This window comes from Bradyrhizobium sp. 149 (assembly GCF_023073915.1).
GTDB lineage: Bacteria > Pseudomonadota > Alphaproteobacteria > Rhizobiales > Xanthobacteraceae > Bradyrhizobium.
Genome location: NZ_JADPKK010000017.1, coordinates 118,238 through 132,511 on the forward strand (window position 1 = coordinate 118,238; position 14,274 = coordinate 132,511).

Genomic DNA, 14,274 nt, shown 5'->3' on the forward strand with positions numbered 1-14,274 from the left:
GGCTAGATCCCCAGCCGGTCCCGCACCCGGCCCGTGAACACGGCCGTCGTCACGCCCACCGGCCACAACGCGTGCATCGGGATCGGCTTGATGCCGGTGACGGGCATGTCGATCTCGGCCTTGGCGCCGCCGATCAGGCGTCGCGCGAGCTGTGCACCAATCGCGGTCGAGAGCGCGACGCCGCGGCCGTTGCAGCCGAGCGAAATCAGGATGTTTTCCGCGGGCTCGTGCACATGCGGGTAATGATCTCCGGTGATGGCGAGCCGGCTGTTCCAGCCATGGGTCCAGGCAACGCCCCTGAGCTGCGGCCATAACCGCTCGGCGTAGCGCATGAGATAGGCGACGTCGCGCGGCGAGCTGATCCAGCGCATCGGGCCACGGCCGCCCATCAACAGGCGGTTCTGCTGATCGATGCGGTAGTAGACGGTGATGTGGCCGCTCTCGTAAAGAACGGGCCGCGTCGGCATGATCGAACGCGCGACGTCGTCGGAAAGCGACGCGGTGGCGGCGATCGAGGAAAACACAGGCACGATGGTGCGGCGGAGCGCCGGCCAGAGATCGTCGGTAAAGCCGTTGGTCGCGAGCAGCACTTTGTCCGCATGCACCACCGCGCGCGGCGTCTCGATCCGCCAGCGCGCGCCGTCACGGCGAAGCGACAGCGCCGGCGTCTCGCCATGCACGTTCGCGCCTGCCGAGATAGCAGCACGCGCGAGGCCGCGGGCGTAGCTGAGCGGGTGCAGATCGCCGCCGCGGGTGTCCAGCATGGCGCCGATGTAGCGATCCGTGCCGGTCATCTCGCGCAACTGCTCGCGATTGAGGTACGTCACCGGCATCCCGCGGGCGATGCACTGCTGCGCGGTTTTCTCGATCGCGGCGGCGCTGGCCTCGTTATAGGCCGCGCGCAACGTGCCGTTCTGCCGCGCCTCGCACGGGATCTGGTAACGGCGGATCAAATCGTGGGTGAAGTTCGTGGTGCCGTAGGAAAAGTCGATCATGCGGCGGCCAAGCTCGGCACCGAAATCCGCCTCGATCTGATCGGGATCGTGCTTCAGGCCGGGATTGGTATGGCCGCCATTATTGCCGGACGCGCCCCAGCCCGGCTCCTGCGCCTCCAGCACCAGTGCCTCGACACCCTGCTCCGCCAGATGCAATGCGGTGGACAGGCCGGTGTAGCCGCCGCCGATAATGGCGACCGAGACCGTCTTGTCGATTTCGAGCGGCGGCGTGGCCACCGGCGCAACGGCGGTCTCGGCATAGAGAGACGGCGGCAGAGGCAGGCGCGTGGTCATGGCGAAGACCGATCAGAGCGGATGCAGCACGCGGCGCAGAAAATCCTGCGTCCGCGCATGCTGCGGTTGGTTGAGCACCGATTTCGCCGGCCCCTGCTCGACGATGACGCCGCCGTCGATGAACAGCACGCGGTCGGCGACCTCGCGGGCAAAGCCCATCTCGTGGGTGACGACGACCATGGTCATGCCGTCGTCGGCGAGCTTGCGCATCACGCCGAGAACGTCGCCGACCAATTCAGGATCGAGCGCCGAGGTCGGTTCGTCGAACAGGATGGCCTTGGGCTGCATCGCCAGCGCCCGCGCGATCGCGACGCGTTGCTGCTGGCCGCCGGAGAGCTGCGGCGGATGTTCGTTGGCTTTCTCGGCAAGGCCCACCTGGGCGAGCAGCGCGCGGCCACGCTCGAATGCCTGCGCACGCGGCTCCTTCTTCACATAGAGCGGACCTTCGACCACGTTCTCCAGCACGGTCCGGTGCGGAAACAGGTTGAAGCGCTGGAACACCATCGAGACCTGGGTGCGGACTTGCACGATCGACGGCGCGTCGCGGTCGACCTTCAATCCCTCGACGCTGATCTCGCCGCGGTCGTAGCTTTCGAGACCGTTGATACAGCGCAAGATGGTGGACTTGCCGGAGCCGGAGGGGCCGACGATGCAGACCACCTCGCCCTTCTGGACGGACGCCGTGATACCCTTGAGCACCTCGTTCTCGCCAAAGCTCTTGTGGACGTCGGTCAGCTCGATCATTTCTTGCCGGCCCGCTTCTCGAAGTGACGGACCAGCAGGATCAGCGGAATGCTCATGGTGAGATACATCAGCGCAACCATCGTAAACACGTTGGTGTTCTTGAAGGTCGAGGACGCGATCAGCTTGCCCTGAAGGGCGAGCTCGGCGACCGTGATGGTCGAGGCCTGCGACGAGTCCTTCAGCATCATGATCATGACGTTGCCGTAAGGAGGCAGCACGATGCGCACCGCCTGCGGCAGCACGACGCGGCGCATGGTCAGCCACCAGCCCATGCCGATCGATTGCGCCGCCTCGATCTGCCCCTTGTCGATCGCCTCGATACCGGCGCGGAAATTTTCCGCCTGATAGGCCGAGTACGCAATGCCGAGTCCGAGGATGGCAGCCTGCAGCGCGCTGAGCGTGACACCGAGATCGGGCATCACGAAATAAAGGTAGAACAACAACACGATGATCGGAATGCCACGAATGACGTTGATCAGGCTGGCGCTGAGCAGCGACAGGACGCGGATGCCGGAGACCCGCATCATCGCCCAGACGAGGCCAAGCACCGTCGAAAGCAGCAACGAGCCGATAGTGACGACGATCGTCAGCACGACGCCGCTCATCAGGATCGGGAAGAACTCGGCGGCGTCGTGCCAGAAGCCTTTCATCGATCAGCTTTCATCGATTGGCCTCCGGCGATCAACCCTGTGCCTTCAGGCCCCATTTATCGAGGATCTTGTCGACGGTGCCGTTGGCCTTCAGCTTGGCGAGCGAGGCGTTGATCTTGCCGAGCAGCGCGGTCTCGCCCTTGCGCACGCCGATGCCGACCGAGCCGACGGTGACGGGCTTGTAGCCGTCGACCAAACGCGCCTCGGGGAAGCCGCCCTGCTTCAGATTGTAGGCGAGGATCGGATAGTCGGCGTAACCGGCCTTGAGGCGGCCAGTGTTCACGTCGCGCAGGATGTCGGGGATGGTGTCGTAGGCCTTGACCTCGGCGAACAGGCCGGACTTCTTCAGCGCATCGACGAAGGCGGTGCCGACCTGGGCGCCGACCGTCTCGCCCTTCAGATCATCCTGCGTGGCGTAGGCCTTGGTGTCGCTCTTCGGCACCACGAGGCCTTCGCCATAGCTGTAGATCGGATCGGAGAAGTCGACGACCTCCTTTCGCGGCGCCGTGATGAACATCGCGGCCGCGATAATGTCGATCTTGCTTGATGTCAGCGACGGGATCAGCGCCGAAAACTGCATCGGCTCGATCTGCACGTTGAAGCCGGCGTCCTTGCCAATTTCGGTGACGAGATCGACCATGATGCCCTGGATGGAGTTGGTCTTGGTGTCGAGGAAGGTGAAGGGAATGCCTGTGGGCGTCGAGCCGACCTTCAACACTTGCTGCGCCGACGCCGGCACCACTCCTAGAATCGCGAGTGCCGCGACCGCGGCCAGACCAAAACGCTTCATCGCATCCCCCTTGGGTGCGGCCGATGGCGGCGCTCGCAGATATCGTCATCGCAGACGTTGCGTGCCAATCCGTTTCGGCCTATTTTCACCAATATGAAAATTTGGTCACACTTTCGCGGCCGACGCAAGCGGTTTTCATCCACATGAAGGAAGCGGTTTTGACGTGAGCGGTGGCAAGAGAATGCGCAGACCGGCCGCCGCAAAGCCGGTGAAGAAGGTGCAGACAAAGGTGAAGGCGAGAGCCAACGCCAACAAGGTTATTCCCAAAGCGATCGAGCCGGCGATGGATGTCGCGGTCGGCCGCCGTATCCGCGATCTCAGGCGCATCAGGCAATTCTCGCTCGAGACGGTCGCTTCGCGCACGGACCTGTCGATCGGCTTCCTCAGCCAGATCGAGCGCGGCCTGTCGTCGCCGTCGCTGCGCGTGCTGGCGACGCTCGCCGACGTGCTCGGCGTGGGCATTGCCGCACTGTTCGGCGCGAGCCCGAACGCAGACGGCGCATCCGACCAAATCGTCACGCGCGGGCTTCAACGGCCCGAGCTGAAACTCTGGCGCACCGGCGTGTCGAAGCAATTGCTGAGCCCGGCCAGCGCCGACAACCGGCTCAACCTGTTCCTGGTGCAGCTGGAGCCCGGCGGCTCCACCGGCGACGAGCTCTACACCCATGACGGCGAGGAAGCCGGCCTCGTGCTCGAAGGCGAGATGATGCTCACGGTGGACAGCGAGACATGGTCGCTGAAGACAGGCGACAGTTTTAGATTCGCAAGCCGTCGGCCGCACCGGTTTTCAAACCCGGCGCAGGATGCGAATGCGGTGGTGCTGTGGGTGAATTGCGTGACCGGGACGGGGTAGCGCAGCCGTCATTGCGAGCGAAGCGAAGCAATCCAGACTGCCACTGCGGAAAGATTCTGGATTGCTTCGCTTCGCTCGTAATGACGAACGGATAGACCCTTAGCCAAACCGGTACTTGTACCGATCCACCGTCAGCGCACTCACATCGATGTCCGGGTTCTTGCCCGACAGCATGTCGGCGAGCACGCGGCCGGAGCCGCACGACATGGTCCAGCCCAGCGTGCCGTGGCCGGTGTTGAGGTGAAGGTTGGCGTATTGCGTCGGGCCGATCACGGGCGGGCCGTCCGGCGTCATCGGGCGCAGGCCGCTCCAGAACGTCGCCTTGGAGAGATCGCCGCCGCGCGGGAACAGATCGGTCAGCGAGTGATCGAGCGTGGCGCGGCGCGCCTCGTAGAGCTGGCTCGAGAAGCCGGAGATTTCGGCGGTGCCGCCGACGCGGATGCGATTGCCGAGCCTCGTAATGGCGACTTTATAGCTCTCGTCCATCACGGTCGATTCCGGCGCGCCGGAAGCATCCTTGATCGGCACCGTGATCGAATAGCCCTTCACGGGATAGACCGGCAGCGAGATGTCGAGCGGCGCGACCAGACGCGACGACCAGCTTCCGAGCGCGAGCACGTAGGCGTCTGCCTGCAACATTCCGGCGCTGGTCGCGACGCCGCTGACGCGCGCGCCGTCGGTGACGATACGGTCGATGCCAGTGTTGAACATGAAGCGCACGCCGAGCGCTTCGGCATGCTTGGCGAGTGCCTGCGTGAACATGTGGCAGTCGCCGGTCTCGTCCTGCGGCAAGCGAAGCCCGCCGGCGAACTTCTCCTTCACGCCCGCCAGTGCCGGCTCGGCCGCGATGCAGCCTTCGCGGCTGAGCACCTCGAAGGGCACGCCGTATTGCTTGAGCACGGCGATGTCCTCGCCGGTGCCGTCGAGCTGGGCCTGATAACGAAACAGCTGCAGCGTGCCCTGCGAGCGCTCGTCATACTGGATGCCGATGTCGCGGCGCAGGTCGCGCAGGCAATCGCGGCTGTATTCCGCGATCGGAATCATCCGGCTCTTGTTGATCGCATAGCGGTCGCTGGTGCAGTTGCGCAGCATCTTGAGCAGCCAGACCCACATCACGGGATCGAGCTTGGGCCGGATCACCAGCGGGCCGTGCTTCATCAGCAGCCATTTGACCGCCTTCACCGGCACGCCGGGACCGGCCCAGGGCGAAGAATAGCCGGGCGACACTTCGCCGGCATTGGCAAAGGAGGTCTCGAGCGCCGGTTCGGGCTGACGGTCGACAACCGTCACCTCGTGGCCGGCACGCGCGAGGTAGTAGGCAGAGGTGACACCGATGACACCGCTGCCGAGGATCAGAACTTTCACGCTTGGTCAAACTCCCGCGGCATCACGCTCGCCGCTGCAAGAAGAAACTCCGCAACGGCGAGAGCAATTATCAGGCCACCCGCTTGATGGCGTCGCCGAGGATCGAGACGATATCGTCGATATGGCTCTTCTCGACGATCAGCGGCGGTGACAGCGCAAAGGAGTCGCCGCTCATGCGGAAGTACAGCCCGCGATTGAAGCAGTCGACCATGACGTCGTAGCCACGCGCACCCACCGTGCCGTCACGCGACGACAGCTCGACCGCGCCCATCAGGCCGCAATTGCGGACGTCAACGACATTGGGCAGGCCCTTCAGCGAATGCAGCGCATCGCGCCAATATTCGGAGATCGAGGCACCGCGCGTCAGCAGGCCTTCGTCCTTGTAGATGTCGAGCGTGGCGATACCGGCGGCGCAGGCGACCGGATGGGCCGAATAGGTGTAGCCGTGGAACAGCTCCATCGCGTTCTCCGGGCCGACCATCAGGCCGTCGTGAACCTTGCGGCTCGCAAACACCGCACCGCAGGGAATGGTGCCGTTGGTGATGCCCTTAGCCGTCGTCATTAGATCAGGCGTGACGCCGAAGAAGTTGGCGGCGAACGGCGTGCCGAGGCGGCCGAACCCGGTGATGACCTCGTCGAAGATCAGCAGGATGCCGTGCTTGTCGCAGATCTCGCGCAGGCGCTGCAGATAGCCCTTCGGCGGCGGCAGCACCGCGGTCGAGCCCGGCACCGGCTCGACGATGACGGCAGCGATGGTCTCGGCGCCGTGCAAGGCCACCAGGCGCTCGAGATCATCGGCGAGCTCGGCGCCATGCTCGGGCTGATCCTTGGCGAAGGCATTGCGGGTGAGATCATGGGTGTGGCGGATGTGGTCAACGCCCGGCAGCAGGGTCGCGAAGGCGCGGCGGTTGGCGACCATGCCGCCGACCGAGGTGCCGCCGAAGCCGACGCCGTGATAGCCGCGCTCGCGGCCGATCAGGCGGGTGCGGGTCGCCTGGCCGTTGGCGCGGTGATAGGCGAGCGCGATCTTGAGCGCGGTGTCGACCGACTCTGAGCCGGAGTTGGTGAAGAAAATGCGATCGAGGTTTTTCGGCGCGATCTCGGCGAGCCGCTCGGCGAAGTCGAATGCCAGCGGATGGCCCATCTGGAACGACGGCGCGAAGTCCAGCGTCACCAGCTGGCGCTCGACGGCGGCGGCGATCTGCTTGCGGCCGTGGCCGGCGTTGACGCACCACAGGCCGGCGGAGGCGTCGATCACCTTGCGGCCATCGACGGTGGTGTAGTGCATGCCCTCGGCCGAGGAGAACAGGCGCGGCGCCTTTTTGAACTGCCGGTTGGCCGTGAATGGCATCCAGAACGAATCGGTCTTGATGGTGTTCGGAATCTGATGAAGGGTCACGGCCACGCTCCTTTGCTGACAGGATAGCAGAGCCACGGCTGCAAAAGCGCAACAAGTCCTTTTCTGATGGCCTGCAAGGCATTGATTTAACTAGGGCTGCCGGTCCATATTTGCGCGATCCGCAACACCTGCAACACAGGACAGGGCAAGGACCAGGACATGAGCGTCGACATCGGTGGACGGCTGCGATTCATCCGGGCGCGCCAGAAGCTGTCGCAGCGCGCGCTGGCCAAGCGAGCGGGCGTCACCAATTCGACGATCTCGCTGATCGAATCCAACCAGATGAACCCGTCGGTCGGCGCGCTCAAGCGCATCCTGGACGGCATTCCGATGGGGCTCGCCGAGTTCTTCGCGCTGGAGCCGGAGAGCCGGCGCAAGATCTTCTATCGCTCAGAAGAGCTGACCGAGGTCGGCAAGAAGCCGATCTCCTATCGCCAGATCGGAGACAATCTGTTCGGTCGCAGCCTGCAGATCCTGAAGGAGCGCTACGAGCCCGGCAGCGACACCGGGCGCGTTCACCTGGTCCACGACGGCGAGGAAGGCGGCATCGTCATTGCCGGCAAGCTCGAGGTCACCGTCGAGGACGAGCGCCGCATCCTCAATCCAGGCGATGCCTATTACTTCGAGAGCCGTCGCCCGCATCGCTTCCGCTGCGTCGGCGGCAAGCCGTGCGAAGTGATCTCGGCCTGCACGCCGCCGACGTTTTGAGGCGGCGGCAGGCCGAAGGTCTTCAAAGCTGCGTCAACAAGTCCTCGATCCGGATCGGGAAACGACGGACACGCACGCCGGTCGCATGCCACACAGCGTTGGCGACCGCGCCTGCGCTGCCCGTAATGCCGATCTCGCCGACACCCTTGATGCCGAGCGCGTTCACGTGCGGATCGTGCTCCTCGACCGTGATCACGTCGAGTGGCGGCACGTCGGCATTCACCGGAATATGGTACTCGCCGAGATTGGCGTTCATGATCCGGCCGGTGCGGCGGTCGGTGATGGCTTCCTCGTGCAACGCGAACGACATACCCCAGATCATGCCGCCGAACAGCTGGCTCTGCACCATGCGCGGGTTGACGATGCGTCCCGCCGCGAAGGCGCCGACCATGCGGGTGACGCGGATCTGGCCGAGCTCGGGATCGACCTTCACCTCCACGAACACCGCGCCATGCGCGTGCATCGCATATTCCTCCATTGCCGCCGGGTTGGGCGCGCCGGTGCCGCGCGCCTCGACCTCGGCGACGCCGGCGCGCGCGAGAATCTCGGAATAGCTCTCGCCGCGGCTTTCATCATCACGCCGGATCAACCTGCCATCGCGGGCGATCACGCCGGCGTTGCCGGCACCGAACAGCGGCGATCGCTCGTCGCTGGTGGCGAGATCGGCGAGCTTTGAAATCACCGCCGCGCCTGCGCTGTGGATCGCAGAACCCGCGGTTGCCGTGTGCGCGGAGCCACCGGCAATGCCGGCGTCAGGCAAGTCGGATGAACCCGCCTTGAACTCGACGCGGTCGATATCAAGTCCGAGTTCGTCTGCCGCGATCTGCGCAAGCGCCGTCCACGCCCCCTGCCCCATGTCATGAGCGCCGATTTCCATGGCACCGGAGCCGTCGCGGCGAAGCACCGCACGCGCTTGGGCCTGGAACATCAGCGCGGGAAACGTCGCGGTGCCCATGCCCCAGCCGACCAGGAGGCCGGCATCGTCGCGCATCTGCCGCGGCTGAAGCGGTCGCTTCGTCCAGCCGAAACGCGCCGCGCCTTGCTCGTAGCAGGCGCGCAGCGCCTTGGACGAGAACGGCTTGCCGGTGATCGGCTCGACCTCGGCATAGTTCCTCAGGCGGAAGGCGAGCGGATCGAGGCCGCAGGCCCAGGCCATCTCGTCGATCGCACTCTCCAGCGCAATTGATCCGGTCGCCTCGCCGGGCGCGCGCATGAACAGTGGCGTGCCGGTGTTGACGCGCACGGCATCGTGCGAGGTGCGGATTGCAGGCGCCGCATAGAGCGTGTGGGAGGCATCGGCCGCAGGCTCGTAGAAGTCGTCGAACGTGCTCGAGACGGTCCGGGCGTGATGATCGATCGCGGTGAGGCGCCCCTCACCGTCCGCGCCGATGCGCAAGCGCTGACGGGTCGGCGCGCGATGGCCGACCGGGCCAAACATCTGCTCGCGGCGGACCACGAGCTTGACGGGCTTGCCGACGAGCTTGGCAGCCATGATGCCGAGAGTCTGCGGCCCAGCCATAAACCCCTTGGAGCCGAAGCCGCCGCCGAGGAAGGGACTGCGGATGTGGATCTTGTCATGCGCGACGCCAAACAATTCGGCGATGCGCGCCAGCGATAGCATCAGGCCCTGGGTCGGCATGTCGACCGACAGCTTGTCGCCGTCCCAGGCAGCCACGATCGCATGCGGCTCCATTGCGTTGTGATATTGCGGCGGCGTCTCGTAAGTCGCGTCGATCTGCTTCTCGGCCGAGGCGAGGCCGGCCTCGACCTCGCCGCGATGATTTTCCGTAGGGTTGCCCACGCCGACGACCGGCGGCACGAAGCTGTCGCCGGCATCGAGGCCGACAAACGGGGGCAGCGTCTCGTAGCGCGGTGCCAGCAGCGCCGCGCCTTCCGTAGCGGCCTCCAGTGTTTCGGCGATCACGACCGCGATCGGCTGGTTGGCGTAGCGGACCTTGTTGCTCTGCAACACCTCCATCCGGAACACGAACGGATTGGTCTTGATGTCGGGGTCGATCGCGAGCGCAGGCTTGTGGTCCGATGTCATGATATCGACCACGCCGGGATGGCGTTTGGCCGCGCTGACATCGAGCGAAATCACGCGGCCGCGCGAAATGCTGGCGACCGCCATCACCGCAAACAGCATGCCGGGCGGATGATTGTCGGCGGCGTAGGTCGCTTGGCCCTTGACCTTGAGGACGCCGTCGCGGCGGGTCAGAGGCTGGCCGATATTCGAGCCATGGCGCAGATGGGCGGGCGCGCTGGTGAGATTAAGCTCGGGCATGAATGGCTCCGGAGGTCGGGGCAAAGGGAGAGGCCGGCAGCGCGGGGATGCGCGCGGGCGTACCGGCAGCGGCGAGGCTCAGCGCGCGCACCACGATGCGGCGCGCGAGCTCGATCTTGAAGGCGTTGTCGCCGGACGGCTTTGCGTCGGCGAGCGCGCGCCGGGCCGCTTCCTGGAAAGCGTCCACCGTGGGCGCGACGTTCCTGAGCACGTCCTCCGCAGCGCGGGCGCGCCAGGGCTTTGCGGCGACACCGCCGAACGCAAGCCGCGCCTCCACGATCTTGCCGTCCTCGATCCGCAGCGCAGCGGCCGCCGAGACGACCGCAAACGCGTAGGACGTTCGATCGCGGACCTTGAGATAGCGCGCATGTGCAGCAAAGCCGCGCGCAGCGGGCGGCAGACGCAGCGCGACGATGAGGTCGCCGGGCTCAAATGCGGTTTCGCGCTCCGGCGTATCGCCGGGCAGGCGATGCAATTCGTCCAGCGCGATCTCGCGCCGCCCGCTCCTGCCCTCGATCTCGACGATTGCGTCAAGCGCGACCAGCGGTACGCAGAAGTCGGACGGATGCGTGGCGATGCAGTTTTCGCTCCAGCCGAGCACGGCATGCGTGCGGTTCTCGCCGCCGCGCGCGTCGCAACCGCTGCCGGCCTCGCGCTTGTTGCAGCGGCTGGCGGTGTCGTAGAAATAGGCACAGCGCGTCCGTTGCAGCAGATTGCCGCCGACCGTCGCGGCATTGCGCAGTTGCGCTGACGCGCCGGAGAGCAGAGCTTCGGCGACGGCCGGGTAGGACTTTGCAAAGTCGGAATCATGCGCAAGATCGGCGTTGCTCACCAGTGCGCCGATGCGCACCCCACCGTCGGCAAGGCGCTCGATCTGATCGAGCCCGTCGAGATGCGTGACGTCGACCAGACGATCCGGACGGCTGACGCCGCCCTTCATCAGATCGAGCAGATTGGTGCCGCCGGCGAGATAGGCGGCACCCGGCTGCGCGGCAGCAGCGACGGCTTCGGCGACCGTGGCGGGCCTGACATAATCGAACGTCTTCATGCTGAGCGCCTCTGATTGGATTCGTCAATGCCGGCCTGCGCGTCGAGCACGGCATCGACGATGCCGGCGTAGGCGCCGCAGCGGCACAGATTGCCGCTCATGCATTCACGGACGCGCTCGGGATCGCTGCCGGCCTGCGCCTCGCTCATCATGCCGATGGCGCTCATGATCTGACCGGGCGTGCAGAAGCCGCACTGAAATCCGTCATGGGCGATGAAGGCGGCCTGGACGGGGTGAAGCTGGTCACCGCGCGCGACGCCCTCGATGGTGAGAATGTCGGCGCCGTCATGGCTGATGGCGAGCGCAAGGCAGGAATTGATGCGCTTGCCGTCGACAAGAATGGTGCAGGCGCCGCATTGGCCGCGGTCGCATCCCTTCTTGGTTCCGGTCAGATGCAGGCGCTCACGCAGGAGATCGAGCAGCGTGACGCGCGGATCGTCGAGGACGAATTCGCGCCGCGCACCGTTCACGGTGAGGCTGATGGAGTGGTTCATAAAAGGCTCCGATCAGAGATGGACATGAGTGATCGCGCGGTGCGCCACCGCCGTGGCCACCGTCGATTCGCATCGGCCAGGCAGAGACCGGCCAACATCTCAGCGAAGATACGGAGGTAGCCTCCGTTTAACAAGGGCTGCCCATAAGTTTTTGGAATTCGTCAAAAGCCCGTGCGCATCAACGCGATGCAGCCTTGCAAGGGTTCAATCTAACCAATTCGTGATCTACATTGCGCGGATGGACGAGCACACCGACCAGACCAGGAAGCCCCGCGCCGATGCCGTGCGCAATCGCGAGCGCGTGCTCGAGGCGGCCAAGGCCGTGTTCAACGCGGGTGGTCCGGAGGCGAGCCTGGAAGCCGTCGCAAAACGCGCCGGCGTCGGCATCGGCACGCTCTATCGGCATTTCCCGACCCGCGAGGATTTGTTCGAGGCGGTGTACCGGCGCGAGGTCGAGCAGCTCAGCGAGTTCGCCGAGCAATTGAAGAGTGCGAAGGACCCGGTGGATGCGCTGCGGCGCTGGCTGCGCTCAGGGGTCGAATTCGTTGCCACCAAGAAGGGCATGGTGGCAGCCTTGGCACTCGCGGTGCAGAGCGGCTCGGAGTTGCATGCCTTTTCCTTCGAGCGCCTGAGCAAGGCAATCGGCTCGCTTCTCGATCGCGCAGCCGCGGCCGGCGCAATGCGCGCGGACGTCAGTCCCGAGGACTTGCTGCGCGCGTTCTTCGGCATGTGCTACATGCACGACCAGCCCGGCTGGCAATCCTCGGTGCTGCGGATGCTGGACGTGTTCGTTGACGGTTTGCGGGTGCAGCCTGTCCCAAAACCCAAAGCGCGCGCCTCCAAAGCGGCGAAGCCGGCCGCGAAGCGGAAGCGTTAGCCCGCGAGATGTGCTAAAATCGGCGCCGCCGGGATTTCAACGCGGAGCCTGTTATGCGCGTCGCCGCCTTGCTGGTCTGTTTCAGTGTCGCCTTCGCTCCCATCTCGGCACGCGCCGACGACGTCGCGACGGCACGGGGCGTCATTCGCGCCCAGGAGCAGGCGTTCGTCCACGACGATGCGGCAGCGGCCTATTCCTACGCCGCGCCGGCGATCAGGGAGATCTTCCCCGCGCCCGACATCTTCATGTCCATGGTGCAAAACGGCTACGCGCCGGTCTACCGGCACAAGAGCTTTGAGTTTGGCGACAGCAAGAGCGTAGGCAGCTGGATTTCCCAGCGCGTTCACATCGTCGATGCCAATGGCGAGGCCTGGGAAGCGCTCTACACGCTCGAGGAGCAACCGGACGGCAGCTACAAGATCACGGGTTGTTCGCTGCTGAAGGCGGGACAGGCAGTCTAGGTCGCAAATCCCGGGCCGGTCCTGACTGCGTTCATCCACGACCGGATCAGCAACGTCAGCACGATGCCGATATTGAGCGCGTTCCAGGCCACGCCGTTCGCGAACGCGGCTGCATAGGAGGCCGTGGCGTCGAAGATCACGCCCGAGACCCAGCCGCCAAAGGACATGCCGAACACGGACGCGAAGATCACGATGCCGACGCGGGTTGCGGCTTCGCTCGCCGGCATCGCCTCGCGCACGATGATGGCATAGCTCGGCACGATGCCGCCCTGGAACAGGCCGAACATCGCGGAGATCAGATAGAGCGAGGTCAGGCTGTCGAAGAACAGGTAGAATACGAGCGCAAATCCTTGGGCGACCGCTCCGATCAGCAGTGTGGGGATGCCCCCGATCTTGTCGGCCAGATAGCCCGAGCCGATCCGGCTGACGATGCCGCAGGCCATCATCAGCGACAACATCTCGGCACCGCGCGCGACACCGAAACCGAGATCGCCGCAATAGGCGACGATATGCACCTGCGGCATCGCCATCGCCACGCAGCAGGAGATGCTGGCGATCGAGAGCAGCACCGTCAACGTGTTGGTCGACAGCTTGAGATCGACCCGCGGCGGCGGCGCATTGGCATGATTACGCACCTTGTCGCCGCCCATCTGCCTGCGCAGGACAAGTACCAGGATCGTCATCAGGCTCACGCAGACGAGGCCGATGCCGATATGCGTGGAGCGCCAGCCGTTCGTCTGCATGCCCCAGTTCACAATCGGCGGCCACATCGTGCCGGCGACGTAATTGCCGCTGGCGACGATGGTCACGGCAAGGCCGCGATATCGCTCGAACCAGTGCGAGGCCTCCGCCATCAGCGGCGCGAAGGTCGCGGAGGTGCCGAGCCCGATCAGAAAATACGCAGCCACGAACTGCCAGAGCTCGGTCGACAGCCCCGCCAGCACATTGGCAACGCCGAGAAAGGCGATGCTGATCGCCATCGCGGGCACGATGCCGAACCGGTCGGTAATCTTGCCGGCGATGACGCCGCCAAGACCGAAACCGAACATCATCAGGGTGAAAGCCAGCGACACCGCGCCGCGCGTGGCGGCGAATTCGGCCTGCACCGCGGGAATCATGACGACGATCGCCCACATGCCGACGCCGCCGATCGAGCCGATCAGGAGCGCAATGGCAAGGCGCATCCAGGCCTGACGCGAATCAGGCGTGAATGTTTCAGGTGTTTGTCCTGATTGATTTCGTGCGTGCACGGGCGGGACCATGGCCCGCGGATTGCCACAGGGTCAACCATTGTGGCGCGATATTGGGCATG

General features: G+C 65.1%; 14 protein-coding genes. 4 read left to right on the top strand and 10 right to left on the bottom strand.

The genetic code is table 11. The features are described from left to right. Positions 1-2 precede the first annotated feature (2 nt). Genes IVA88_RS11300 through IVA88_RS11315 form a run of 4 tightly spaced genes read right to left on the bottom strand, consistent with a single transcriptional unit; the run spans position 3 to position 3,473 of the window. A complete protein-coding gene (locus tag IVA88_RS11300; protein WP_247497365.1) occupies positions 3-1,289 on the bottom strand; it encodes an FAD-binding oxidoreductase in 1,287 nt (428 codons plus the stop codon). Between the two features lie 12 nt (positions 1,290-1,301). After that, positions 1,302-2,033: an amino acid ABC transporter ATP-binding protein gene (locus IVA88_RS11305; protein ID WP_247497366.1), complete on the bottom strand. Its 732-nt coding sequence runs from the start codon at positions 2,031-2,033 to the stop codon at positions 1,302-1,304. Further along, positions 2,030-2,683, bottom strand: coding sequence for an amino acid ABC transporter permease (locus tag IVA88_RS11310; protein WP_007600584.1), 654 nt, complete (start codon positions 2,681-2,683; stop codon positions 2,030-2,032). Before IVA88_RS11310 ends, IVA88_RS11305 begins: the two co-directional genes overlap by 4 nt. Positions 2,684-2,714: 31 nt before the next feature. Continuing rightward, the gene (locus IVA88_RS11315) at positions 2,715-3,473 is read right to left on the bottom strand and encodes an ABC transporter substrate-binding protein (protein ID WP_247497367.1); all 759 of its coding nucleotides are present in this window, start codon (positions 3,471-3,473) and stop codon (positions 2,715-2,717) included. 181 nt (positions 3,474-3,654) lie between these two features. Between IVA88_RS11315 and IVA88_RS11320 the strand changes: the two genes are divergently transcribed. Further along, a complete protein-coding gene (locus IVA88_RS11320) occupies positions 3,655-4,326 on the top strand; it encodes an XRE family transcriptional regulator (protein WP_247497368.1) in 672 nt (223 codons plus the stop codon). Between the two features lie 99 nt (positions 4,327-4,425). Here IVA88_RS11320 and IVA88_RS11325 read toward each other — a convergent pair whose 3' ends face one another. After that, positions 4,426-5,691, bottom strand: a complete 1,266-nt coding sequence (locus IVA88_RS11325; protein WP_247497369.1) for a D-amino acid dehydrogenase — start codon at positions 5,689-5,691, stop codon at positions 4,426-4,428. Between the two features lie 70 nt (positions 5,692-5,761). After that, positions 5,762-7,090 (bottom strand): aspartate aminotransferase family protein, encoded by a 1,329-nt coding sequence (locus IVA88_RS11330; protein ID WP_247497370.1) that lies wholly within the window; start codon positions 7,088-7,090, stop codon positions 5,762-5,764. A 159-nt stretch (positions 7,091-7,249) separates the two neighbouring features. Here IVA88_RS11330 and IVA88_RS11335 point away from each other — a divergent pair, with 159 nt between their 5' ends. Then, positions 7,250-7,798: a cupin domain-containing protein gene (locus IVA88_RS11335; RefSeq protein ID WP_247497371.1), complete on the top strand. Its 549-nt coding sequence runs from the start codon at positions 7,250-7,252 to the stop codon at positions 7,796-7,798. Between the two features lie 22 nt (positions 7,799-7,820). Here the strand turns inward: IVA88_RS11335 and IVA88_RS11340 are convergent, their stop codons facing one another. The 3 genes from IVA88_RS11340 to IVA88_RS11350 are packed head-to-tail and all read right to left on the bottom strand — an operon-like array spanning position 7,821 to position 11,624. Further along, positions 7,821-10,082: a xanthine dehydrogenase family protein molybdopterin-binding subunit gene (locus IVA88_RS11340; protein WP_247497372.1), complete on the bottom strand. Its 2,262-nt coding sequence runs from the start codon at positions 10,080-10,082 to the stop codon at positions 7,821-7,823. Then, entirely contained in the window at positions 10,069-11,130 is a 1,062-nt protein-coding gene (locus IVA88_RS11345; protein WP_247497373.1) for a xanthine dehydrogenase family protein subunit M, read from the bottom strand. The genes IVA88_RS11340 and IVA88_RS11345 overlap by 14 nt, the downstream gene beginning before the upstream one ends. After that, on the bottom strand, positions 11,127-11,624 hold the full coding sequence (locus IVA88_RS11350) for a (2Fe-2S)-binding protein (RefSeq protein WP_247497374.1): 498 nt from the start codon (positions 11,622-11,624) through the stop codon (positions 11,127-11,129). The genes IVA88_RS11345 and IVA88_RS11350 overlap by 4 nt, the downstream gene beginning before the upstream one ends. Positions 11,625-11,862: 238 nt before the next feature. Here IVA88_RS11350 and IVA88_RS11355 point away from each other — a divergent pair, with 238 nt between their 5' ends. Together IVA88_RS11355 and IVA88_RS11360 are read left to right on the top strand one after the other, a co-directional pair. Next, positions 11,863-12,501: a TetR/AcrR family transcriptional regulator gene (locus IVA88_RS11355; protein WP_247497398.1), complete on the top strand. Its 639-nt coding sequence runs from the start codon at positions 11,863-11,865 to the stop codon at positions 12,499-12,501. Positions 12,502-12,554: 53 nt separating this feature from the next. Continuing rightward, positions 12,555-12,962, top strand: a complete 408-nt coding sequence (locus IVA88_RS11360) for a DUF4864 domain-containing protein (protein WP_247497375.1) — start codon at positions 12,555-12,557, stop codon at positions 12,960-12,962. Here IVA88_RS11360 and IVA88_RS11365 read toward each other — a convergent pair. Beyond that, positions 12,959-14,224: an MFS transporter gene (locus tag IVA88_RS11365; RefSeq protein ID WP_247497376.1), complete on the bottom strand. Its 1,266-nt coding sequence runs from the start codon at positions 14,222-14,224 to the stop codon at positions 12,959-12,961. The genes IVA88_RS11360 and IVA88_RS11365 overlap by 4 nt on opposite strands. Positions 14,225-14,274: the final 50 nt, after the last annotated feature.